This is a genomic window from Pedobacter sp. Bi126 (assembly GCF_918698245.1).
In the GTDB taxonomy this organism is placed as follows: Bacteria; Bacteroidota; Bacteroidia; order Sphingobacteriales; family Sphingobacteriaceae; genus Pedobacter.
In genome coordinates, this window is the sequence record NZ_CAKKMS010000001.1 from 566590 (window position 1) to 590996 (window position 24407).

Here is a 24407-nt window from a genome sequence, read left to right on the forward strand (position 1 = left end):
GCCGTGCATTTTTTATACCCCATAGGTTTACTGGCGCTTGCAGGCTTAATTATCCCGCTCATTATACACCTGTGGAATGTTAAGCAGGGCAAAACGGTTAAGATTGGCAGCATTGCCTTGCTGGGCGAAAGTTCGAGGGCAAGTTCGAAAAGCTTTAAAATTAACGATTGGCTTTTATTGGTTTTACGCTGCTTACTTTTGGCACTACTGACATTTCTTCTGGCACAACCTTACCTTAAAAAAATAATCTCGGGAAAAAATAAAGCCGGATGGATTTTGGTTGATAAAACTATTTTCCAAAAGGTTTTCAATTCTAATAAAAAAACGATAGATTCATTACTGAAAAAGGGTTACGAAATTCACGATTTTAATGTGGGTTTTAAACCATTAACCTTAAAAGACACCGTTCTTAATGAAACAAAACAGGGCGATACTTTAAGCTATACAGCCTTACTGAGTGCAGCTAATCAATTTGTTCCTCCTGGAACTGAAGTTTATTTTTTTGCCGATCGGCACTTAAACCGTTTTGGTAACGAACTGCCAACTGTTAGTTATGAACTGAAATACATTCCGCTAAACCAACCCGATACGCTTAGCAGCTGGATTGCCGGATATGCAGGAAAGAAATATGAAGCAAAGTCCAATCCCTCAGGCACGACTTATCAGGCTTTAAATTCGGCAGACGAATCGTCAATAAACGTCGCCATACACGAAACTTCAGGTATTTCAGACAGTAAATACCTCATTGCAGCCTTAAAAGCCATTGAAAGTTTCACCAAACGGAAAATTATCATCAATGCAGCTGCAGAAAAAGCAAGCATTGGTTTTTGGTTATCTGATAATCCGGTTTCATCAGATTTCAAATCATCAATTGCACCGGGTGGAGCATTATTTCAATACGAAAACGGGAAAGTAGTTGCTATACCATCTACGATTAACATTTATGGTCGTCATATTAAATTGAGTAAAAGAATTGCCTCAACCAGCCAAGCCGAAAAAATATGGACTGATGGTTTTGGAAATGCAGTATTGACAAATGAAAAGGCTAATTCCTTACATATCTTTCACTTTTACAGCCGTTTTAACCCGCAATGGAACGAACTTGTTTGGGATGGCTTATTTGTAAAAGCGTTGATGCCGATTGTGATCAGAGCGGAAAACTCAATAGACTTCGGTTTCGAAGACAATCCTGCCGATCAGCGGAGCTTATCAGTTCAGCAAAAAGAAGTTATCGTGATTACCAAAGCAGAATCTACACAAAATACTCAAAATGAAGAACTTGCAACTTTATTCTGGATAACTACCCTTTTGATTTTTGTTACCGAACGTATTTTATCATTCAGAAAAAAACCGAATTATGTTAAAAGCTGAAGGAAAAAATTGGATCAGTAACCTAAGGAAAAAGTGGATTAGCTTTTATCTGATTAGCATTATTGCAATTGCTTTGGCCATTGCTTTGGTTTTATCGGTTATTGGCATTTACCTGCTGCATTTTTCTCCATGGCTTTTTACAATTGTTTTTCCTGTTATTCTGGTCATCTTCTTATTCATAAAACCCATTTGGAAAACCACCGAACAGGATGTTTCGCGTTTTGTAAACAACCAATACCCCGAACTGGAAGAGAGCGCCGATCTCCTGCTGCAAAATCAAGATGAATTGTCTATGCTGCAACAATTGCAGCGCAACAAAATCGAAAATATAATCCCCAGCCTATCGCAGCCAAAAGAACCAGCCAAGAAATTATATTTCGGCTTGATTACCCTTCTTGTAGGATTGCTCATCAGCATTGGTATTAGCCAAATCTCTTTGAATAAAAGTGAACCTTTAAATTTTCACGAAAAAGCAAGTCAAATTCCGGCAATCAAAGAAAATATTCCCGCAGAAATTTCCGATTTCAGCGCTACCATCATTCCACCTGCCTACACTCAAAAAGCTGAGCGCAAACAAAAACAGTTGACAATCGCTGCCGAAACTGGTGCCAAAATAAACTGGAAAATCGAAACGAACATTGGTGTTAAAAAACTGAAAATCATCTTTAACGATAACGAAATTGTCCCGCTAAAAGCCTTAAATGCATCGCATACGCAATGGACATATAGCAAAACCGTCAACAAATCAGGCTTTTATCAACTGGATCTGGACGGTAAAAAATCAGACCTCTACCAGATCGAGATCATTCCTGATTTACCCGTTACGATTAAGATTACAAAACCCAAACAGCACACCACTATTGATATCGGTCAGCCGCAAAAGATCGATCTGAACGTATCACTTACAGACGATTACGGCATCAACGATGCCTATATATCGGCAACCATGGCCAGTGGTAAAGGCGAAGGTGTGAGTTTCACAGAGAAAAAACTATCGTTTAATACCGGGTTTGATAACAAAAAGAACCTCACGCTAGGTAAACTGATTGACTTAAAAAGCCTTGGCATGAAACCAGGTGATGAACTCTACTTTTTCATCAAAGCGATGGATAACCATGGTCAATCGAGCCGTTCAGATGTTTATTTTGTTTCGATTGTAGATACTGCCGAATTAATGAGTTTGGCGGGGATGACCAATGGCGTTAACCTGGTTCCGGAATATTTCAGGAGTGAAAGGCAGATCATTATCGATACAGAGAAATTATTGAAAGAACAATCGACATTGCCTCCTGCAACTTTTAAAACCAGAAGCAACGATCTGGGTATCGATCAAAAGTTATTGAGATTACGTTACGGACAGTTTTTGGGCGAAGAGAACGAAACTGAAATCGGCGGTGATCATGACGACCACGATGAACATGCGGAACATAAGCGTGAGGGCGAAAAGTTCGGTGATGTGACTGGCATTATGGACAAATATGCCCATAAACATGATATCGCTGAAGATGCTACCTTTTTCGAACCGGAAATGAAGGCGCAATTAAAGGCCGTTTTAACTGAAATGTGGAATGCCGAACTTCGTTTGAGAACCTATAAACCCCAGGAAGCATTACCTTACGAATATAAAGCGCTGAGGTTACTGAAAGATCTGCAGCAAAAATCGCGGGCTTATGTAGCCAAAACCACCGTAAAAACGGCAGCATTAAAACCTGAGAAACGTTTAACCGGGGAACTGGATAAGATTACACAGCCGGTTCAGAAAATGTCGTTTGAGCAAAAAGAAAAAAGAACTGCCTTTTTAAAAGCGGCGCTCGCCTTACTGGAGAGCAGAAAAACAGGGAAAAAGTTCATCGAACAAGATCAATTCTTACTTGGCGAAACTGAGAAATACATGATCGGAGCCGCAGCCGATCATCCATCGATCTATTTAAATGCCTTAAGCAGTTTAAGAAAATTAAGCACAGGCAATAAACTGATAATGAGGGATATTGACCTGGTTCAACAGGCTATCCAAAAAATGATTAATAACGAAGCAGCAAAACCGCAGACACAAAGCGCTGGCCCAGCTTCTGCATTGTATCAAAACTATTTTAACAACCTCAACAAAACCGGCAAATAGATATGGAATTTAAATACATCGCTATTCTGGTTGGCTTGGTTTTATTGGCATTTTTGCTCTACAAAGAGGTAAACCGGACAAATCGAGCTAGATTAATATGGCGAATTTTAGCGAATATCATTGCCGTGGGCTGTTTTATGCTGTTAATTGTACCGATCAGATACAAAACACATGTAAAACAAAATGCAGATGAAGTTATTTTACTCACCGACGGCACAAACCCTGATTCTGTTGCAAAACTAAAAGGGAAAAAATATGCATTTCCATCAGTAAATTTAAAAAATACGAAGGCCACAACCCTTTCCGATCTCTCCTATTTCTTAAAATCGAATCCCAATATTCAAAAACTGAATGTCTACGGTTATGGTTTAAGTGCAGCTGAACTGAAGAACCTCAAAGGATACCAGATCACTTTTCATCCTTCCGCAAATCCTGGCGGGATTATTTCTGCCAACTGGCCAGCCAAATTAAAAACCAGTGAGCCGCTTCAGGTTCAGGGAACTTATCAAAACTCAGGGAGCGAAACAGTTAAACTCCTGCTCAAAGGTTTGGGCAAAACAGTAGATTCGATCGCTATCGAGGCAAAATCGAATAAATCTTTTTCATTTAAAACGAATCCCAAACAAACAGGAAAAGCCATTTACGAATTAATTGCACTACAAAAAAACGATACCCTGGCCAAAGAACCTGTGCCGGTTCTGGTTAGCGATCAGACACCGATGAAAGTGCTGATTTTAGCCTCTTTTCCTGACTTTGAATATAAATTTTTAAAAAACTGGTTATATGAAAATCAATATCCATTGGCTTTCAGAAGTCAGATCAGTAAAAACAAATTTGCTTTCGATTTCCTTAACATAGACAGCATAAACCTTAATCAGATCAATACGTCATCCTTAAAAAAATTCGACATCCTGATCATTGATGAAGAAGAATTAGCCGCTATTAGCCCAAATGAAAGGTCATCAATAAATTTTGCGGTTAATAACGGAATGGGATTATTGATCAGGGTTGCAAATAGCAAAGCTTTGACAACACTCAGTGGTAAATTTGTCCGTTTCGAATCTCCTGTTTTAAAAGGCAAAGCATTAAATTTAATTATGATAGAAGATCATCACAAATTTAATCCGTTACCACTAGAACAAACTGTATTTTTAAGGGCCAACCAAACTGATCAGCCCATCATTTCCGATGCCAGCGATAAAACAGTGGTCAACAGCAGCATCAGTGGTTATGGCAAAGTATTGGTCTCTACACTTTCCGCCACCTATAATTGGCTACTTTCAGGGCAAAAAACTGATTATGCAACCTATTGGTCTAAACTTTTGGCCCATGCAGCAAGGAAAAGAAACAATATTCAGTCTGTAAACATCATTCCTCAATTCCCTGTTGTGCACCAAAAAATGAGGATTATTACAGATCTGGCAGCATCAGATAAGGTACCAGTATTAAAAATAGATAGTATTTTACTCAGTCCGCGACAAAATATGGAGCTTCCTTTCCAATGGGATGCTTTATACTGGCCTCAAAAATCAGGCTGGACTAATTTAAAAGTAAATCAAGCCATTGAGCCAGTGTATATCTACAAAAAAACAGATTGGGAAGCACTCAAAAACCAACAAAAGCTTGATGAAACCCATCAGTTTATCAAAAACCTGAAGACTACTGAAGCCAAAAACAAATTAACAGATACCATTGTAGAGGAAGAAGTATCACTCTGGTGGTTCTTTGGAGGGTTTCTGCTTGCAGCTAGCTTTTTATGGTACGAATCGAGGATATTGGCCGTTAAATAAGCCGCGCGATTGCTGTCATTCTGAGCGCAGTGAAGAATCCTCCTCCAATGAAACAGTGCAATCTGATAAAGATTCTTCACTGCGTTCAGAATGACAAATCTTAATAAACCATCGTATAACTATTTCTGCACTCGTTTGGAAACGAGCGCAAGCATTAGGAGTTCTAACAAAAAATCTCTTACTATAGATTTCTCCATTCCGCTACTGATGAAAAATCAGCAACGTCAGTCGAAATGACGAAATTAGCTTTGCTAAAAACATCTTTTCACAAAAAACAGCTCCTTTTTCAGCATTGAAACTAAAATGTTATAATCAATTCGCCTTTTTAGGGACACAATTGGCTATATTGAGAACGTAAACTAACTAAATTCAACCAATTGAAAAGAAAAGACTTCCTCTACTTATCCGGAATGGGTATGGGTGCCCTACTCCTTCCCGACCTTTCTGCATTCGGAACTCCCATAGACCCTTTACAGGCCTTAGATGGAGTAGATGTAAAAATTAAAAAAGAACTGGCTGATGTTGCACTAAATGCGGCAAAATCGAAAGGTGCAACTTACGCGGATATCCGCATTGGGCGTTATTTAAACCAGTTTGTAGCCACCCGCGAAAAACGTGTTCAAGGCGTAGCCAATACCGAATCGTATGGTGTAGGCATTCGCGTTTTAGCCGATGGCTGCTGGGGTTTTGCCGCTACAAACAATGTAACCAAAGATGCCATTGCCAAAGCAGCCGAACAAGCGGTTGCCGTTGCAAAAGCCAATGCGAAAATACAGGGCGAACCAGTTCAACTGGCCGCTCAGAAAGGTTACGGCGAGGTAAGTTGGAAAACACCAATTGAAATTAATGCCTTCGAAGTTCCGGTAAAGGAGAAAGTAGACCTGCTTCTGAATGTCAACGACGTGGCCATGCAGAATGGAGCCAATTTTGTAAATTCCGTTATTTTCGCGGTTAATGAGCAAAAATACTTCGCATCTACTGACGGTTCTTACATCGATCAGGATGTTCACCGCATTTACCCAACTTTTAACGTAACCAAAGTTGATCGCGAATCGGGTAAATTTAAAACACGTAATGCACTAAGTGCGCCTTCTGGAAAGGGTTATGAATACATGCATGCCCGCCCTGAAGATAAGGTTACTGGTGTTGTAACCCGCTATAAAGGCCGTTACGATATGCTGGAAGATGTTAAAGAAGCAGCCCGCGTAGCAACAGAAAAAGTAAAGGCAAAATCGGTTGAGCCAGGTAAATACGATCTGGTTTTAGATCCTTCACACCTTTGGCTAACCATCCATGAATCTGTTGGTCACCCAACAGAATTAGACCGTGTTTTAGGCTACGAAGCCAATTATGCAGGCACCAGCTTCCTTACCTTAGATAAATGGGAATCAAAAAATTTCAAATTTGGCAGTGATAAAGTAAATATTGTAGCCGATAAAACCCAGGTAGGTTCGTTAGGTGCTGTTGGCTACGATGATGAGGGCGTAAAATGCAAAAAATGGGATCTGATCAAGAATGGAATACTCACAAGCTACCAGGCCATACGCGATCAGGCACACATTATCGGCTTAACCGAATCAAATGGTTGCTGTTATTCGCAGGGCTGGGATGATGTTCAGTTTCAGCGGATGCCAAATGTTTCGCTGCAGCCAGGAAAAGAAAAACTGAGTGTTGATGATATGATCAAAAATGTTGAAAAAGGCATTTACATTATTGGCGACGGAAGTTTTTCTATCGATCAGCAACGTTACAATTTTCAGTTCGGCGGACAGATATTCTACGAAATTAAGGATGGTAAAATTGCAGGCATGCTTAACGATGTGGCCTACCAGGCCAATACGCAAGAGTTCTGGAATTCGTGTAATGCCATTTGCGATGAAAGTGATTACCGTTTAGGTGGTTCGTTTAATGATGGAAAAGGACAGCCTTCTCAAAGCAGTGCCGTATCGCATGGCAGTGCCACTACCCGTTTTAATGGAGTTAATGTTATCAATACAGCAAGAAAAATATAATTATGGCCATATTAAGTAAAGAAGAAGCCCAGGCGATATTAAAAAAAGTAATCGGTTATTCGAAAGCCGATTTCTGTGAAGTAGGTTTAAACGGTTCTGATGGCGGGAATATCCGTTATGCCCGCAATGCGGTTTCTACTGCAGGGCAGGTAAGTACCATGAGCTTAGGCGTAAGCTCCACTTTTGGTAAAAAAACTGGTTCGGCAACGATAAATGAATTTGATGATGCTTCCTTACAAAAGGTCGTAAAAAGAGCAGAAGAACTGGCCATGCTGGCACCAGAAAATCCTGAGTTTATGCCTCCTTTAGGCCCACAGACTTTTCCAGAATCGAATACATACAATGCTAAAACTGCCGCCATGACTCCTGATACCAGGGCAGAAATGGTGGGAAAAAGTTTAAGTGTATCAAAAGCAGCTGGTTTAGATGCGGCCGGTTTCTTAGAAAACTCAACCCGTTTTAACGCGATCATGAACTCTAAAGGTTTGTTCGCCTACAATAAAGGTACCGATGTTTCTTTCTCAGTAACTGTTAGAAACAAGCAAGGAACAGGATCAGGTTACGTTGAGCAAGGCTTTAATGATCTCGACAAAATGGATACCCTGGCACTTAGCAAAATTGCAGCAAGCAAAGCCAATGGTTCTGCAGGTGCAAAGGCCATAGAACCGGGAAAATATACTGTTATTTTAGAACCACTTGCAGCCAGCGATATTATCGGCAATATGTTTAGGGGTTTTGATGCCAGAAGTGCTGACGAAGGCCGGAGCTTTATGAGCAAAAAGGGTGGTGGTACACGTTTAGGGGAGCAATTGTTCTCAGAAAACGTAAATATCTACTCTGATCCAATGAATGCTGAAATCCCGTCTGCTACGTTCACGGGCGAAGGTTTACCAGTAAAAAGAACGCAATGGGTTGAAAAAGGGGTAGTTAAAAACCTGTCTTATTCAAGATATTGGGCTGCACAAAAGAATGTTCAGCCGCTTCCTTTTAGTCGTAGCATGGTCATCGAAGGCGGAACACAATCGTTGGAAGATCTGATCAAAAGTACTGAAAAAGGCATATTGGTTACCCGTTTCTGGTATATCCGTTCAGTAGATCCGCAAACGTTATTACTCACCGGATTAACACGTGACGGTACTTTTTACATCGAAAATGGCGAAATTAAATTCCCGATCAAGAATTTCAGGTTCAATGAAAGCCCGGTAATTATGCTCAACAATGTTGAAGCTTTGGGTAAACCGGTGAGAACAGGAAGCGGATTGATCCCACCAATGAAAATCCGCGATTTTACGTTTACTTCACTATCGGATGCGATTTAAGGAAATAACTCCATAACAAGCTCCGTCATTGCGAGAAGGAACGACGAAGCAATCTTACAACGATCGCTACCAGCGTGCGCATTAAGATTGCTTCGTGCCTCGCAATGACGACTGTAGTACGATAACGACCTTTTATTTTTAATAAAAATCAAAAAATTGAGAAGAAGAGATTTTTTATACATGACAGGTGTTGGCCTTGGTACCAGCATGATGCCCAATATACCTGCCTTTGGCAAAATTATTTCTGTTGAAGAATCTTTAACGCCTGTTGATATTGCCCTAAAGAAAAAAATGGCCGATGTTGCCCTCAATACTGCAAAAAGCAAAGGCGCAACTTATGCCGATGTACGCATTGGACGGTATTTAAATCAGGTAGTGGCTACTAGAGAAACCAGGGTAGAAAACATCTCTAATTCCGAATCTTATGGTTTAGGTGTTCGTGTTATCGCCAATGGAAGCTGGGGTTTTGCCGCTACCAACAACATGGACAATGCCAGCATCGCCAAAGCTGCAGAAACTGCCGTAGCCATTGCCAAAGGAAATTCTAAACTCATGGAAGAACCTGTTCAATTGGCGGCACAAAAAGGATATGGGGAGGTAAGCTGGAAAACACCAATCGAAATTAATGCCTTTGAGGTACCCATTGCCGACAAAGTTGACCTGCTTTTAAAGGTAAATAGTGAGGCCATGAAAGGCGGTGCAAAATACATCAGTTCCAATCTGTTTATGATCAATGAACAGAAATATTTTGCATCAACCGATGGTTCTTATATCGATCAGGATATCCATAGGATATGGCCAACCTTTACCCTAACCAAAACAGATGCGGCCAGTGGTAAGTTCGAAACCAGAAATGCCTTAAGTGCACCAATGGGTATGGGTTTTGAATACCTTAAACCAAAAGACGAAGAAAAAATTAAAGGTGGCCCTGTAACACTTTACAAAAAACGATACGATATTTTGGAGGATGTACGCGAAGCAGCTGTACATGTTGATGAAAAACTAAAGGCCAAACCTATTGCCCCTGGCAAATACGACCTGGTTTTAGATCCTTCTCACCTATTCCTAACCATCCACGAATCTGTTGGTCACCCGACAGAGTTAGACCGCGTTTTAGGTTATGAGGCGAATTATGCAGGAACCAGTTTCTTAACGCTGGATAAATGGGAAAGCAAAAAATTCAACTTCGGGAGTAAAGAGGTAAACATCGTTGGCGATAAACTGGAAGTGGGTTCATTAGGCGCCGTGGGTTATGATGATGAAGGCGTAAAATGTGGCCAATGGGATATTATTAAAGATGGAATTTTAGTGAATTACCAGACCATAAGAGATCAGGCACATATTTTAGGTTTGAAAGAATCGCAGGGTTGTTGCTATGCCGATAGCTGGGATAGTATTCAGTTCCAAAGAATGCCAAACGTTTCATTAGCACCTGGAAATGCTGCTTTAAGTGCGGCAGATATGGTTAAAAATGTAGAGAAAGGCATTTATATGTTTGGCCGTAACTCTTATTCTATCGATCAACAACGTTATAATTTCCAGTTTAGCGCACAGTTGGCCTACGAAATTAAGGATGGTAAAATTGTAGGCATGTTTAAAGATGCTGCCTACCAAGCCAATACACAAGAATTCTGGAACTCCTGTGTACAACGCTGCGATAAAAACGACTACAGGTTGGGTGGGACATTTTCAGATGGAAAAGGCCAACCAGGACAAGCAAGTGCGGTTTCACACGGAAGTGCCACTACCCGTTTTAACGGAGTTAATGTGATTAATACAGGAAGGAAATTGGGGTAATTAAAACTGCCGGTACTCGTTACCGGCAATTTTATTATAAGATAGTTTGAGAAGAAAAATAGCATAATCTACATCTTCAGTATGATGAACATAAAAACTTATCCATCCCGATTTTTTAAATACATGATGTTGTTCTACCCTTCCGTAGAGCATTAACTCTGCTTTAACTTTCTGCGTAAAAAGAATGTCCAATAGGCCATTACTATGAATGTGCGCAAATTCTCGCTGGTTATGGTTGAACTGTGAACCGCCAAATTTATGCAGACTTAGAGAAGTATTTTTCCATTTTAAAACTTCGTTTTCTATTTTGTCAATTTGATCCAGCCTTTCGGGTTTTGTGATCAACATCCACATTTTCAATAAGCTATCAAATACCAGTGCGAGCAATGGTATTGATTTAAGAAAATCCAATCTCTTCACCACAAATGAAAACATGACTAATTCTTTTCGCTAAGTTCTTTAATATGATGCATTACGCGTAAATGTACATTTCTGGTAATACTTTCTGCCCATAAATCATAATACCAAATTGGGAATACCTTTAAGCTATACCAGCTGTTCCCAACAAGAGTGGTGGTTCCATCACCATTATCTTTCAATAAAAACTGACCTCTTTCAATATCAATATGTCCCATAATTTCAGGATCTTTAGGCTGCCCGGTAATATCGAATGTTAAATCCTTGTTGACATCAAAAGTTACAATCTTTTCATCAAAAACATATCCATTGCTAAAAATACATTTTCTTCCTGCACCTTTTTTATAAGCGGTAACAGTAGTTTGCATGGGGCTTGGCATCCCCGCTTTGAAAAGCCAATAGGTATCTGCCTGTTTGATCTTCTCAAACGCAACAACATTCTTCCAAATTTTTTCTGGTGCTGCTTTGACTATTATTTCATCACTTACCATGTTGCTATAATGATGGTCAGAAATGGAATCAACGGTAAAAATCACGAGTAATATGGAAACGATACTTACATTTAAAGTTTGGTTATTTTTCCTGAACATTGTTTTACCAATAAATGCCCCAGTGATTACAAAAGCAAAAATAAGCGGCGAAACAATAATTAAACAAATTGTTCCCTCTCCCAAAAAGATATAGCTTAAAAGAATAGCAAGGAGACCATTTAAAATTGAATACCAGATGAGCAATTTACTTTTCAGATTCAGATTTCTCCAAAACCAGGAGCTGATTACCCCCATCAAAAGCGGTAAAATAACAAATTCTGAAAACACTAAAATACCATCCTTTTCACTATGAAGCCAATTATTTAACCAGATAATGATTAAGACGATTACATTTGAGATAATGATCCCTTGAAGTAATTTTGATTGGAGAAACGTTTTCATATTATTTATGTTTGATCAAAAGTAAAATATATTTTTAAACTTTCAAAAATTATTGAAAATAAAATTATTAAATTTAAAAACAAAGGGGCATTCTATCCAGACATGCCCCTTTTTCTAACCAAATATAAACCTGTTATGAACCAGGAGTTTCTTTATACATCTTGGCGATGTTAATGATGCGTATTAACACTAGCCCACAGAAGACCTTATAGCATGGAAACAGGCTGTTTAAACAACTGTTATGCTTTAATGAAATCCTAAGAGAAACATTGCGTTTACTTGTTATTAGTTAATTTATAATCTATTGCTAGATCAATTTGAGCACTTTTCCCTATGGAAAGTTGCTAGGAAGTTCAACGAGTACTGACTCTCCCTTCTTCTGTATAAATCAACTAATTTATAGTGGTGAATTAATTAGCGTAATAACCTAAACTAGTGGTGGTGATTAGTTAGGCCGTTCCTGATACCCCGGCAACTTATTGACTGAAATACATGACCACCATAATATTCTATCAAAAGGCCCCGGGGTACCAGGATTTTTAAATAAGAATATCTTAATGAAAACCTTTAACAGGTGATCCGTATCTTAGCTTATATTAGCGGCAACAGCAGTTATACTGATCTGAACAAATGATCAGGGAATATGGCTGAGGTTGTCTGCGGAGTTTCATATTGAACGTAAATTTGCTAGTGAATTATTTTATTTTTTTGTAAAAGTATAAATTTCGTTCAATTTAAACAAGTAGTACTATAGACTTTATAGACTTTATTTTTAAATAATTGATTTACAGAGAAATAATTTATAATTCAAGAAAGTATGATAAACGAATCGTCATTTCGACCGCAGTGGAGAAATCTTTGAGTATGTTAAAGATTTCTCTCCCGAAGACTCGGGACTGCGCTTCAGTCGAAATGACGACCGATTTTCTAAATCTGTCTTTGGTAACGCAGTGAAGGATCTTCTATTCTAAAAAAGTAACGGCTAAAAGATCCTTCGTCATACTACCATTGACGTTATTTTACAAGACTTTATTAATCAATCTTTTAACAGATTTTGTATTTCCGCCCAACTAGGCTGCAGCACCGTATCCACGTTCTACTTAAACCCGGCCTAACAAATTTTTCGGGCCGCACTCCTCAAGCCAACCCACTAGCTTCGAAAGAAAAATTTTCAGCCGGCATTTTTTGTTTCTTTTTGATGCCGAAAAGAAAGAGCCCTTCGGCGGCGGTGAGCCGAGGCAAGATCGTGACGTATGGCAAAAGACATCAATTGTACGTCACTCATGTTGATTTTAAACATTTAATTAACCCTAAGGATGACAGATTAAAGACTAAAAGTCAATACATTAACCAACAGAATAAAAATTAAATATCACGACATTGCAAAAAACTACTATTTCTATAGAAATTATAGTAATTATTTTTACTTTTGCTAAGTCTTCTTCAAAAAGTGAATCTAAAGCTGCTTGAAAAGATCATATAGTCATGTGGCCGAGTGGTTAGGTAAAGGTCTGCAAAACCTAGTACGGCGGTTCGATTCCGTCCATGACGTCTAATACTTATCAAGAAAGACGTAGGGAATGGCCCTTTGATGTCTTAGCAACCTGTTGATTAACAAGGTGCTAATTCCTTCTGCAATGGCAGAAAGATGAGTTTGAAAGCAGATCCCTATACTGTTTTCGGCGAACGATCAATGGCTATCCCTTCCAAAATTGGTAACCTAAATTTAATAATATGTCAGTTTATTTTGATTATCCATCCATCAGGGATTTTTTCGAGATCCACGGAAACACTTCTTGCGAAAAATTAGATGATTATGAACATTGTAAGGCAGAATCAGACCGGCTTTATAATGAACAACTTAATGAGATCAATGAAGAAATTCCACATGATCAACCCAAAACCGGCACATAAAAAATATTCAAACCTTTAGTTTAAACGCTCTTTTAAATAACAAGCCTAAAATGTATTCAACACCTCCCAGACTACCCATTTTACTCAAAACCTTATTCACTATAGTTTTAATCTTTTTCCTCTTTTCGACCCAAGCAAGGGCACAATCGAAAGATCCTTCCCCTATCAGTTTTCCTACGCCTAGAAATGTAGATCACATGTTATTTTATCTTCAACGTGACCCGAATACCAATACCCTGATCTATGCACTAAACCTGAAAGAAAATGGCAGCATTAATGCTAATGCGCCTATTCAGGTTTATTGGATCCGCTATGGTGAAAAAGGACAGAAAAAAGACCTAGGCTACATCCAAAGGAAGTTTGCATATGGTATCGATACGAAGGAATTGGGGTCAGATAAATATGAATTCAGGTTTGTATCGCATAAAAAACTTCCTTTTTATCTACAGAAGTATAGTGATAAAAGCTATCACGTTTCGGTAACCCTAAATAACCGGACCGTCAGGGTTACGCGCTTGTTTATCAGGATACAGGGTGGCAGTTTCTGGCTTCCGAATGTAAAATATGCGGAAGTGGAAGGCACAGAAGAATCGACAGGCAAACCAGTAGTGGAACGGATAAGTGTGAAGTAAACTTATTCTTCATTACCTTTAGTTAATTGTAATAAGGTCCTTCGACTCCGCTACCATTGACGTTATTTTACAAATCATTATTAATTAATATTTTAGCCGCTATCGCATTTCCATCCAGCTAGGCCATAGCGCTGTATCCCCGTTCTACTTAAATCGGCCTAACAAATTTTTGGGAATCCACAGGCCAAGCCCATGCAGAAACTTCAATACAAAAATTTTCAGCCGACACTTTTGTTTCTTTTGGTGCCAAAAGAAAAAGGCCTGTCCGGCCAGGACGAATAAACACCCCGTCCTGCGGACACCCCTCTAAAAGAGGGGAATTATATACCGCCTGATATTTCAACGTCATTTATTTTGATCATTATGAAATAAATTACCCTCTCAGGATGACAACCTTATGAGACTTTTCTTATGGTAAAAAACAAAGATGGTCTGTGAGACACAGACCATGGATTCATCTCGTTTATGATACAGTTGATTATTTCGGCTCTTTTTTATTGTCTAACGCTGTACTAAATGTTTTGTCAAACTCTCCCTTTATCCATTGTACTTTTCCAAACGACTGCATGCCCGAGCCAATGATATAATTTCCGGTTTCAGTATCGAGGATAACGACAAGATTGTTGGCGTTTACTTCGGTGCGGTACCTTCCACCGGTTTGATCTTGTCCGTTTTTAAAACTGATGGCCGTAAACATTAAGCCTGCGCCCAAGAATCCTAATAAAAGGGATTTTGTGTCTAATGTGATTTTCATATCCTTAAGATTTATTTGTGTGTAAAATCAAGATAAGATTTTTTTACAAAAAACACAGGTCATAAGCTTATTCTATCAGAAATATTTCAATCCATCTTCATTTAATCAGAAAACCAGGTTTCCAGCATGGATGAGTGATTTAACAGGTGATACCCTTGATACGGCTTCTGCAGAGCAACTGGCATCAACCAGCACCAGATTGGCTTTATCGCCTGTGTTAGGCCATTGTCTATTTCCCTTATCATCTAAGGGAAGAATATTACCTGTAGCCAGTTTCAAGATCCTTGAAAGTTCAAATTCTGTACGATAGCCATAAATTTGAGCAGCTATATTGGCCTTTTGCAAAATGCTTCCTGTACCAAAAGTATTCCAATGGTCAACGATACAATCATTCCCCGCTACCACTTCTACACCATACTTGTACAGTGCAGGGATGGGCATTGGATTACCAGAAAGCGGAATCGTTGAAGCTATTCCCATTTTTGCAGCGCCAAGTTTTTCAGCAATTTCTTCGGTTTTGGCCTTATCGAGATACCTCAATGCAAAAGCATGGCTTACATAGGTTTTTCCTTTCAGCGATGGGTTTTCCATTACTTTATCAATCAGGTATTCGATTGTTTTCAAACCAGATTCGCCTGATTCGTGGAGGTGGATATCAATCCCCTTTCCATTGTCCAATGCCAGTTGTACCACAAAATCCATGTGTTTTTCAATACCGCCATCAATTGAAGTTGGATCAAGGCCACCAATAAAGTCTATATCCATTTTGGCTGCTTCTTTCAGCAGTTCTGCAGATTTAGTATAATATATGCCATGCTGTGGGAAAGCCACCAACTCGGCCCGAAAAGATTTATTTTTATGCAATAGTGCTGTTTCTAAATGTTTCAGCGAGTCTAATCCAGAGGTAGGATCGATATTTACATGCGACCTTGCATAACTTGTTCCATAAGATTGAAGTAACTCAATTAATTTTTCACTACGTGGTATAGAAGTTTTTAACAGCTCAGGAATTATCTGTTGCTCAAAAGCAATCATATCCTTTACAGATCTATTCTTCTTCAAATGCGCCTGCCACGGCAATCCATAATAGGTTTTATCCAGATGGATGTGCATATCCCTGAAAGCCGGGAGCATTAACAATCCCTTTGCGTCGATTGCTTTTGCATCAGGCTTATTAGGAAGAACATGCTTCACCTTACCGTCTTCAATCTCAATAATGAAAAGTTCGGTTTTTGTTTTGACTACCTCGTCCTGATCATATTCGAATCCCGTTTCGAGCCTAACATTTTTTAAGGTCAAGGTTTTTCCTGAAAAACGGTTTACATTTTCATTTGCAATGGCCTGTTCTGCTGAGAGTAAACAAGTGCTTGCAAGCAAAATAGATGAGCTTTTAATAAAGTCTTTTCTCGAGATCGAATTTGGGTTTATCATAACAGGATTATTTGTTACAAAAATAACCTTCTGTTATGTTTATGAATAGTAGGATTTATATTAAAACTTGTATCATTTATAACTATCCATACTTATTTATCGAATTTACAGCTTATATCTTGCTCAATTCATAACTGTTCGCGAAATGCACGTGGGGTAATTCGGGTTTGATTTTTAAAGAATTTAGAAAAATAAGCGACGTCATAAAACCCAAGATCGAAGGCAATCGCTTTAATGGGTCTTTCGGTCGTTAATAAAATCCGTTTTGCTTCGAGGATTAAACGTTCGTGAATGAGTGCAGTGGCTGATACATGAAAATGCTTTTTACAGAGCATGTTCAGATAGTTTGCCGAAATATTTAACTGATCGGCGTAAAATCCAACAAGTTTTTCCTTCTTAAAATGCATATCGATCAGCGAGCGATATTTAAAAAGCATCGGTTTGGTTTGGTAAACCGTTTGGTTATTGAACAATGTTTCTGCTTCTTCACTAACCATCAGCGCAATAAGCCTGATCCTGGCATTGATAATTTCCCAAAGTATGGCAGGCTTTGCGAGTTCGGATCTGATGCGCTGAAATTCATACAGGATTTTTCCATAAGCTTCGGTACTTAAGTTTATTACCGGATAATTTTGGTATAAGATTAATGAAAAGCGTAAAGAATTGGCCAGCGTTTCGAATATGCTCCTACTGATCATAAGTTGATGGGCAAGGGTTTCTTCGCCGAGCTCCCATTTATGGATCTGCTCGGGAAACAATAAGTGCAACTGATTCCCAGTGACCTGGTGATCTACAAAATCGATGGTGTGTATGCCGCTTCCCTCCTCAAAAAGCATAAAAAGGAAAAAATCATGTTTATGTGGTTTTTCGATATGCCTTTTTCCAATTATTTCATGATACAGCAAGTTATTTCCCGAATCTTGCTCGGGCCAGAATTCACTGATATCGAGTATAGGAAAATTTGCAATCACATCCATCGGCGAAAAATACCATTTTTGTATAGAAGTTACGAAAAAAGAAGATGGAAAGTGAATGAAGGAGTATTATTACGCAGGTTTTATGGAGATGAAGGATCATGATTTAAATTTTATATCCTGTAGCTTCGGCAAAATCATGATGGTTTCATATCGGATAAAATTGATTCATCGAAATTACTTTGATATCTTTCCGGCTGAAGAACAAGGATTGTAAATAAAAATGCAACCTTTGTAAATAAAAACCTGACACCATGCATCTTAGCCGAAATCTCCTCTTCGAGAAACGCAAATACTTGTTTGGATCGATAATACTTTTGTTTATCGCTGCAATCTGTGTAGCTTTCAGTATGGCTGGCTGTAACGACTTTGATATCGCCAGAAGGGAAGTTTTGCTCCGCCGGATAGGACATGAACTACTCCTCCAATCGGGCGACAGTATATCGAGGGTTCTTCCCATAAAAAAGATCGCTGAAAATGAATACCAGATCGCGTTTGAGAATGAGCTGACTTTTCAACCCGACTCCCTGGTGAATACCACTCAGCGTTTGTTTACCAAAGATCCGCTCACAAGTGATTATGTTGTTAATGTACTAAACTGTGGCAATGCCAGTGTAGCTTATGGATATGCCATATCCAAAAACAAAAAAGATGACATTGTAACCTGCAGAGGAAGAAAACAGCCTAAGGCATGTTACATGATCAACATTAAGTTCAAACCGACCGGCATAAATACAGCCAAAAATAGATATCTTCTGGTTGGCCTGCCACTTTTAGCCTTTGTTGGATTTATTTTCTTGAGCGCTGTTAAGCGGCGAAAAACTTTACCTAACGGCGAGTATACTGGCCTATTCACTTTGGGCTCGGTATTGTTCGATGCGAAAAATCGGAAGCTTACAATAAATGGAAAAACAATAGAACTAACCGGAACGGAAACCCGTGTATTGCTTATTTTCGCATTGTCACCCAATGAAACTATAGACAGAAGCCGGTTACAAAAAGAGATATGGGAAGATGATGGTGTTATTGTGGGCCGAAGTTTGGATATGTTCATATCAAAACTTAGAAAAAAGCTTGAAGATGATCCGAATATCAATATTGTCGTTGTACGCGGCAAAGGATATAAGCTTGAAATTAACACTTAAGAAGAATCTTCCTGATGTGATATTTTAGCATTCAATTTGGCATTTTTAAACTTTATTGGGAACTACTAATATGATTTATCATTAAAAAGAGTCTATACTTTTTAAATTTAAATTCTATCTGATGCTCTTGTACTAACTGTTATTCTTGTCTGAATAAGTCCAGCCATAAATCCAATCAAGCTGTTGAATTTGTTTACCAATAAAGAACCCAATTAAGCAGTCGCGGAACCATGCTGCTATCGGGTTAGTTTTTGTTTTAGTATCGCCTAATTTTCTAGCACTTTTTATCACTTTTTCTACCCTGGGCTGGCGTTTGGATTGGAAAATCTGAAATACAGTTCTATAGTCTTCATGTAATTTTAACAGCTCCGCAATTACAACAGTATCTTCTAATGCCAGTGATGCTCCTTGGCCAATATGTGGAGAAATACCATGTGCAGCGTCTCCAATAAGACAGACCCTGCCTTTATACCAATGCGAAAGTTTGGGTACATCATAAATAGGGTAGGCAATAATCTCGTGGCTGTTTCTGATTATTTTGGAGAATAAAGGATCATCATTTTTATGGACATTTATTAAATGGTCCTGAATTTCAGTTTTTAATGTTTTCTCTATTTCCTGTGGCTTTGGCTGCTGCGCTCTAAAATAATTATTGAACCACCAGACTTCCCCTTTATCAGAAACCGAATAGGCAAAAAATCCCCTTTCTCCAAAAGCCATTCGTATGGTATCCAGGGGTGCTGAAAGTTCGGGTATCTTGGCATAACCACCGGTAGAGATAAGCTTTGTGTATTTGATTGCAGAAACTTCCGGAAACAACTGGTTTCTAACTTCAGAAAACATTCCATCACAGCCGATCATAATATCACCAGTCGCCATAGTTCCATCAGCAAAATACGCTGTTACCTGGTCATTTGTTTCATCATAACGGACAAATTTCTTATCATATCCTATTTTTATGCCAGCGTCAGCAGCTGCTATCTGGGCATATTTATTAAGATTTGCCCGTTTTAACTGCAATGTTTCTACACCGTATTGCTTTTTCTGATAAGCTGTACCCAGTTCTGCTATCTGTTTTCCTTTGGAATTGAAAAATCTCATTGCGCCAGGCGTATAGTCATCTTTGAGCATCCTCAAATCAATAAATTCTTTCAATACATTCAAGCCATTGGGGGTAAGTCCCAAAAAGGCTCCCTCTTTTGTATTGTCTTCTGATCTCGATTCAAATATTTCAGCATTAAAGCCTATTTTTTTCAGTTGTAAAGCCAGTATTGGTCCTGCAACACCTGCACCAATTATTATTGCTTTTTTATTCATTGTTTTTCTCTTTTATTTTTAATCCTGGTATCAGTAAAAAGTTTAGTGTAAAAAATATCGCCACCCTCACATAGTTTAAATTGCGCCATTGTGCTGCTTTTTCTTGCAGGAATATATTAACAGTATCGCTATAGGGTATTCGCTGGAACTCCATGATAGTTGGCGCGAAATACATTAATGTCCATGCCCTGACTGCAATATGTCCGATAAGAACCAATGCAATCATCCTTCTGCGTTTCTTTATCTTCCAGTTAAAAATTAAAGCTGCAACAAATATTATTTCATGTATCCCATGTACAATTATCCAGAACACTTTAAAATCCAAGCCATAGGGTTTTTGAAAAAAGATTAAGGAGGAAGGCGGGGCTGCTGTCCACGCAGGAACCATTAGCGCAGTTTCCCACACCTGAGCGCCGTTCATTATAAAGTAAGCACAGATGGAATAAAATAACCATTGGGTGGATTTCGAATATTGTTGTGTATTTTCCATGTTTAAAATTATCGTTGCTAAATGTGTTCGACTTTACCTTCTCCTCTTTTATTTATATCATACAGCACAGCATTTACGGAGTAATAAATAGGCCCATCTCCCAATTGATTAATTTCAATTGTTTTGTTGGCATATACTTATGTTTCCATTTTATCATTTGGGGTAGTCATTAGGCCAGTGATTTTTTTCTAACTTCGATTTTTGTATATTCCATACATACCTTATGATGCAAAATTATCGCACGATCAAAAGATAAGCTTGTAAAAAAAGGAGTTAAACTGATATATTAGGGAGCAATGGGATTTGAATTAAGAAATGATAAAAAGACATTCAAAACGGTCTTTGATGAAAATGACTTTAATAATCACGGTTTTAAAGAAGATGCCTTTAAAATAAATATCCCTTTTGGACGTTTGACGGCAAAACAGTGGCTTTTTGATGGTATCAAGATTATATATTCCGAAACCGAGCTGGATAAACCAACCGAACTGGATTGGAGAGGAGATACGGAATTGGTAACCATGCACTTTAATTTGCAGGGAAGAACTTCAATAAAACAGGATGGGATGAGCAATTCTTTTGAGTTGAACGGGAATCAGCATAATTTATTCTATGGCACCAGTGCTGAAGGTAAAATGAAGTTTGATGAGTTGCGGATGAAATCATTTATGATTCAATTTGCAAAGGATTCTTTTTTAACGATGTCAAAAGATGGGAATGATTCCCTTAAGCAGTTTGCGGAGAAAATAGTTTCGGGAACACCTATAGCTTTTTCAAATGCTAATCTAAATATTGATCTACCCTTACAGACCTGTATTAATTCAATTTTGAACTGTGATTATACAAGTGGGTTAAAGCGGTTGTTTCTTCTTTCGAAAACGATTGAACTACTTGTTTTGCAAGCCGAATCGTTTAATAACTTTCAAAATTCAAAATCTGAATACATAAAACATGATTACGACAAAGAACGGATTGTATTTGCCCGTGATTATTTGGTTAAAAACATTGAATCGCCACCAACGCTGGTAGAATTGGCAAAAATAGTGGGGATAAATGAATATAAACTCAAGCGGGGATTTAAAGAAATGTTTAATCAGACGGCTTTTTCTTATTTATCCGACTTACGTTTGGATCTTGCAAAAAATGATCTGCTCGAAGGTAAAAAACAAGCTACCGAAATCGCTTTTGAACTGGGCTACTGTTCATTGCAGCATTTTAGTAGTGCATTCAAGAGAAAGTTCGCTATCCCTCCAAGCCGGGTGAGACGTTAAAGACAAAGAACTACCAGATAAAAATGTTCTAAATAAAATAGGCTGTTAAATTCCAAAAAACCATATGGCAAATGGCCTAATTTAGCCAGCAGTCTATTGCGCTCGTCTTCAAATTAAAGCTAAGGCCGCACCTATCGCAAATTTTGCTATAAAGCGGTAAATTGATAGGTTTTATTTTTACTGGTTTTAAACTTAGTCTCGTAACCTCCGGTATTTTTTTTGGAGCTGGCCTTTGCTCCATTTATCCTTATTGGCAGATCTGTCTGCAAAATACATTCGTTTCCATTTATTGATTTTATTGACCCGGCCTGCAACTTCATATTTTTCCAGGTAATCGCTATCTCAAATCCTCCCCGGGCTTTAAGGCCTTTTATTTCACCTTCATTCCAGGCTTTTGGTAATGCTGGCAATAACTGGATAAAGCCAAGGTGACTCTGCATCAGCATTTCAGCCATTCCGGCAGTACCGGCAAAATTGCCATCAATCTGAAAGGGCGGATGTGCATCAAAAAAATTCGGATAGGTACCACCGCCCTTAACACTGCCTCCAGTGGTTTCAACATAGTTTAACAATTGCCGGATCAGGCTATAAGCATGGTCTCCATCCTGTAGTCTTGCCCACCAATTAATCTTCCAGCCTTTACTCCAGCCGGTACCATCGTCTCCCCGTATTTCAAGGGATTTTCGTGCTGCCGCAAAATACCCTGGTGTTAAGGGTGAGATCTCGCTGCCTGGATATAAACCAAAAAGGTGAGAAACATGCCTGTGATGGATATCTGTTTCAGTAAAATCCTTATACCACTCCTGGATCTGTCCTTTACTTCCGATCTTTAGCGGATAGAGTTTCTTTTGTTTTGAAATCAGTAAATCATGGAAAGTATGATCAGTACCTATAACATTTGCAGCGTCAATCACGTTTGCAAAAAGATCCCTGATGATGGACATATCCATTGTGGTTGCTACAGACACCGACTGTTGATTTCCTGCCATGTCTTTAAACTTATTTTCAGGAGAGGTTGCAGGCGCTGTAACCAGATAACCATCCTTGTCTTCAACCAGCCAGTCTAATGTAAAAAGTGCAGCTTCCTTCATCACGGGGTAGGCTTTTTCTGCAAGGAATTTCTTATCTCCTGTGTACCGGTAATGTTCATACAAATGCTGGCAAAGCCAGTTTCCACCCATTGCCCAGTTTGCCCAAGAGGGATCGCCGGCACCTTTGTCTCCTACAGGATTGCTTAAAGCCCACAAATCTGAATTGTGGTGTGCAACCCAACCGTTTGCGTTGTAAAATTCCCTTGCAGTTACCTTTCCTGTTTTTGACAAACTTTGTATCCAGTTCAAAAGCGGCATATGCATTTCTGAAAGATTGGTTATTTCTGCAGGCCAGTAATTCATCTCGGTATTGATATTAATGGTATAATTTGATCTCCATGGTGCCAGCAGCTCCTTGTTCCAGATTCCCTGAAGATTAGCCGGCGGTCCGCCCGGGCGGGATGAGGACATCAGCAGGTATCTTCCATATTGAAAATATAACGTTTCCAGGCCTGGATCATAAATTCCAGAAGCATACCCCTTCAACCTTTCATTAGAGGGCAGATTAGCATTAGGATTATTAACCAAAGTATCTTTAACATGGAAAGACACCCGATCAAAATATTTTTTAAAATCGGCAACATGTGCATTAAAAACATTTAGATAAGTCTTTTTGGAGGCTTTATCAATCAAATCGGAAACCAGTTTTTTTTCATCTTTCCCCTCTTTATCCGGACATTTATCAAAGCCATTATAGCTTGTCGCCGCAGCTACATATAACCAGACTTCTGTAGCACCAGATATGAGCAAATGATCGTTTTGCGTATTCACACTTCCATCTTTGCTTATTGCTTTTATCCGATATTGAAACCGCATCCCGTTGCATCGGCCCGTATCTCCGTAAATAAGCGGCTCTACACCTTTAGGATTAGACGGATTTACATTGACCGGTGCCTTGCCGCTTACAATTAGTTCGTTATTAAGCTGCGTGGATAACCGGTAATTAAGCAAGCTATTTACAGCTACCGTAAATTTGAGTTTACCAACCTGATTTGCCCTGATTCTGACTACCATTATGTTATCTGGGGCAGAAGTAAAAATCTCCCGCGTATATTCTACACCATTAACAGTAAACTGCGTAGTAGACAGTCCGTTTGTCAGATTCAAATCCCGGTAATAATTATCGGCTTTCGAGCTTCCAAAATCGTGTTTGATCATTATATCGCCCATTGGCAAATAGAACGTTGAATACAGTCCCTGCATTTTTTTTGAAAGCTGGTTTGCCTGTGTATAATCTTCATTTTTCAATAATGCTTCGCGCAATATGGGAAGGTAATTTTTAGCTTCGGGGTTTACACCCTTTTTTACGGGGCCACCGCTCCACAATGTGCTTTCATTAAGCTGCAAAAGTTCTTGTTCTATTCCTCCAAAAACCATGGCCCCGATTCTTCCATTCCCAACCGGTAAAGCCTCTACCCATTTCTCTGCCGGTTTGTTATACCACAATTTTAAACTATTGTTATGTTGAGAAAAACCATAGAGAGAGAAAAAAGACAAAAAGCAGGTCAATAAATACTTCATATTGTGATTAAATTAATTCACGGCCATTATCAGGACTGGCCAAGTTGATTTTAAATGTATTTAAAAATCTGTTTTGATGGATGAACGGAATTTCTTCGTTCTCATCAAAG

General features: G+C 38.8%; 18 protein-coding genes, 1 tRNA gene and 1 riboswitch. Of the genes, 11 read left to right on the forward strand and 8 right to left on the reverse strand.

Going from position 1 to position 24407, the window contains the following annotated elements:
• The first annotated feature begins 3 nt into the window (after window positions 1-3).
• The 6 genes from LQ201_RS02130 (at window position 4) to LQ201_RS02155 (ending at window position 10408) form a co-directional block, all read left to right on the forward strand.
• On the forward strand, window positions 4-1371 hold the full coding sequence (locus tag LQ201_RS02130) for a BatA domain-containing protein (protein ID WP_230143863.1): 1368 nt from the start codon (window positions 4-6) through the stop codon (window positions 1369-1371).
• On the forward strand, window positions 1358-3490 hold the full coding sequence (locus tag LQ201_RS02135; protein WP_230143862.1) for a DUF4175 family protein: 2133 nt from the start codon (window positions 1358-1360) through the stop codon (window positions 3488-3490). The genes LQ201_RS02130 and LQ201_RS02135 overlap by 14 nt, the downstream gene beginning before the upstream one ends.
• Before the next feature lie 2 nt (window positions 3491-3492).
• Window positions 3493-5280 carry a hypothetical protein gene (locus tag LQ201_RS02140; RefSeq protein ID WP_230143860.1) on the forward strand — a complete coding sequence of 596 codons (1788 nt, stop codon included), beginning with the start codon at window positions 3493-3495 and terminating at the stop codon, window positions 5278-5280.
• A 377-nt stretch (window positions 5281-5657) separates the two neighbouring features.
• Window positions 5658-7292 carry a TldD/PmbA family protein gene (locus LQ201_RS02145; RefSeq protein WP_230143859.1) on the forward strand — a complete coding sequence of 545 codons (1635 nt, stop codon included), beginning with the start codon at window positions 5658-5660 and terminating at the stop codon, window positions 7290-7292.
• Between the two features lie 2 nt (window positions 7293-7294).
• Complete coding sequence (locus LQ201_RS02150) at window positions 7295-8611, forward strand: TldD/PmbA family protein (protein WP_230143857.1); 1317 nt, start codon at window positions 7295-7297, stop codon at window positions 8609-8611.
• Between the two features lie 156 nt (window positions 8612-8767).
• The gene (locus LQ201_RS02155; protein WP_230143855.1) at window positions 8768-10408 is read left to right on the forward strand and encodes a TldD/PmbA family protein; all 1641 of its coding nucleotides are present in this window, start codon (window positions 8768-8770) and stop codon (window positions 10406-10408) included.
• Here the strand turns inward: LQ201_RS02155 and LQ201_RS02160 are convergent, their stop codons facing one another.
• Together LQ201_RS02160 and LQ201_RS02165 are read right to left on the reverse strand one after the other, a co-directional pair.
• Entirely contained in the window at window positions 10409-10795 is a 387-nt protein-coding gene (locus tag LQ201_RS02160; RefSeq protein ID WP_230143854.1) for a luciferase family protein, read from the reverse strand. It lies immediately after the preceding gene.
• 50 nt (window positions 10796-10845) lie between these two features.
• Entirely contained in the window at window positions 10846-11757 is a 912-nt protein-coding gene (locus LQ201_RS02165) for a hypothetical protein (protein ID WP_230143852.1), read from the reverse strand.
• Window positions 11758-13238: 1481 nt separating this feature from the next.
• Here LQ201_RS02165 and LQ201_RS02170 point away from each other — a divergent pair.
• The 3 genes from LQ201_RS02170 to LQ201_RS02180 all read left to right on the forward strand — a co-directional run bounded on the left by LQ201_RS02170 (window position 13239) and on the right by LQ201_RS02180 (window position 14303).
• Window positions 13239-13309: transfer RNA gene (locus LQ201_RS02170), tRNA-Cys, on the forward strand.
• Window positions 13310-13313: 4 nt separating this feature from the next.
• A riboswitch (SAM riboswitch) is annotated at window positions 13314-13412 on the forward strand.
• A gap of 79 nt (window positions 13413-13491) precedes the next feature.
• On the forward strand, window positions 13492-13671 hold the full coding sequence (locus LQ201_RS02175) for a hypothetical protein (protein WP_230143850.1): 180 nt from the start codon (window positions 13492-13494) through the stop codon (window positions 13669-13671).
• Window positions 13672-13868: 197 nt separating this feature from the next.
• The gene (locus LQ201_RS02180; protein WP_230143848.1) at window positions 13869-14303 is read left to right on the forward strand and encodes a DUF4833 domain-containing protein; all 435 of its coding nucleotides are present in this window, start codon (window positions 13869-13871) and stop codon (window positions 14301-14303) included.
• Between the two features lie 478 nt (window positions 14304-14781).
• Here LQ201_RS02180 and LQ201_RS02185 read toward each other — a convergent pair whose 3' ends face one another.
• From LQ201_RS02185 to LQ201_RS02195, 3 genes are all read right to left on the reverse strand, one after another.
• Entirely contained in the window at window positions 14782-15057 is a 276-nt protein-coding gene (locus LQ201_RS02185; protein ID WP_230143846.1) for a hypothetical protein, read from the reverse strand.
• A 105-nt stretch (window positions 15058-15162) separates the two neighbouring features.
• A complete protein-coding gene (locus LQ201_RS02190) occupies window positions 15163-16488 on the reverse strand; it encodes an amidohydrolase (protein WP_230143844.1) in 1326 nt (441 codons plus the stop codon).
• Between the two features lie 128 nt (window positions 16489-16616).
• Window positions 16617-17465 (reverse strand): helix-turn-helix domain-containing protein, encoded by an 849-nt coding sequence (locus LQ201_RS02195; protein ID WP_230143842.1) that lies wholly within the window; start codon window positions 17463-17465, stop codon window positions 16617-16619.
• Window positions 17466-17716: 251 nt separating this feature from the next.
• On the opposite strand from LQ201_RS02195, the gene LQ201_RS02200 reads away from it, so the two are divergent.
• The gene (locus LQ201_RS02200; RefSeq protein ID WP_230143840.1) at window positions 17717-18607 is read left to right on the forward strand and encodes a winged helix-turn-helix domain-containing protein; all 891 of its coding nucleotides are present in this window, start codon (window positions 17717-17719) and stop codon (window positions 18605-18607) included.
• 132 nt (window positions 18608-18739) lie between these two features.
• Here LQ201_RS02200 and LQ201_RS02205 read toward each other — a convergent pair whose 3' ends face one another.
• On the reverse strand, window positions 18740-19924 hold the full coding sequence (locus tag LQ201_RS02205) for an NAD(P)/FAD-dependent oxidoreductase (protein WP_230143839.1): 1185 nt from the start codon (window positions 19922-19924) through the stop codon (window positions 18740-18742).
• Complete coding sequence (locus LQ201_RS02210; protein ID WP_230032684.1) at window positions 19917-20414, reverse strand: hypothetical protein; 498 nt, start codon at window positions 20412-20414, stop codon at window positions 19917-19919. The genes LQ201_RS02205 and LQ201_RS02210 overlap by 8 nt, the downstream gene beginning before the upstream one ends.
• A 296-nt stretch (window positions 20415-20710) precedes the next feature.
• Between LQ201_RS02210 and LQ201_RS02215 the strand changes: the two genes are divergently transcribed.
• Window positions 20711-21685: an AraC family transcriptional regulator gene (locus LQ201_RS02215; protein WP_230143838.1), complete on the forward strand. Its 975-nt coding sequence runs from the start codon at window positions 20711-20713 to the stop codon at window positions 21683-21685.
• A 146-nt stretch (window positions 21686-21831) separates the two neighbouring features.
• Here LQ201_RS02215 and LQ201_RS02220 read toward each other — a convergent pair whose 3' ends face one another.
• Window positions 21832-24297 carry a glycoside hydrolase N-terminal domain-containing protein gene (locus LQ201_RS02220; RefSeq protein ID WP_230143837.1) on the reverse strand — a complete coding sequence of 822 codons (2466 nt, stop codon included), beginning with the start codon at window positions 24295-24297 and terminating at the stop codon, window positions 21832-21834.
• Window positions 24298-24407: the final 110 nt, after the last annotated feature.

What these genes read in the sequence shown, in the direction of transcription:
- LQ201_RS02135 (WP_230143862.1), top strand. Translation starts at nt 1,358, where the DNA reads ATGTTAAAAGCTGAAGGAAAAAATTGGATCAGTAACCTAAGGAAAAAG.
- LQ201_RS02140 (WP_230143860.1), top strand. Translation starts at nt 3,493, where the DNA reads ATGGAATTTAAATACATCGCTATTCTGGTTGGCTTGGTTTTATTGGCA.
- LQ201_RS02150 (WP_230143857.1), top strand. Translation starts at nt 7,295, where the DNA reads ATGGCCATATTAAGTAAAGAAGAAGCCCAGGCGATATTAAAAAAAGTA.
- LQ201_RS02165 (WP_230143852.1), bottom strand. Translation starts at nt 11,757, where the DNA reads ATGAAAACGTTTCTCCAATCAAAATTACTTCAAGGGATCATTATCTCA.
- LQ201_RS02175 (WP_230143850.1), top strand. Translation starts at nt 13,492, where the DNA reads ATGTCAGTTTATTTTGATTATCCATCCATCAGGGATTTTTTCGAGATC.
- LQ201_RS02180 (WP_230143848.1), top strand. Translation starts at nt 13,869, where the DNA reads ATGTTATTTTATCTTCAACGTGACCCGAATACCAATACCCTGATCTAT.
- LQ201_RS02185 (WP_230143846.1), bottom strand. Translation starts at nt 15,057, where the DNA reads ATGAAAATCACATTAGACACAAAATCCCTTTTATTAGGATTCTTGGGC.
- LQ201_RS02190 (WP_230143844.1), bottom strand. Translation starts at nt 16,488, where the DNA reads ATGATAAACCCAAATTCGATCTCGAGAAAAGACTTTATTAAAAGCTCA.
- LQ201_RS02195 (WP_230143842.1), bottom strand. Translation starts at nt 17,465, where the DNA reads ATGGATGTGATTGCAAATTTTCCTATACTCGATATCAGTGAATTCTGG.
- LQ201_RS02200 (WP_230143840.1), top strand. Translation starts at nt 17,717, where the DNA reads ATGCATCTTAGCCGAAATCTCCTCTTCGAGAAACGCAAATACTTGTTT.
- LQ201_RS02205 (WP_230143839.1), bottom strand. Translation starts at nt 19,924, where the DNA reads ATGAATAAAAAAGCAATAATAATTGGTGCAGGTGTTGCAGGACCAATA.
- LQ201_RS02210 (WP_230032684.1), bottom strand. Translation starts at nt 20,414, where the DNA reads ATGGAAAATACACAACAATATTCGAAATCCACCCAATGGTTATTTTAT.
- LQ201_RS02215 (WP_230143838.1), top strand. Translation starts at nt 20,711, where the DNA reads ATGGGATTTGAATTAAGAAATGATAAAAAGACATTCAAAACGGTCTTT.
- LQ201_RS02220 (WP_230143837.1), bottom strand. Translation starts at nt 24,297, where the DNA reads ATGAAGTATTTATTGACCTGCTTTTTGTCTTTTTTCTCTCTCTATGGT.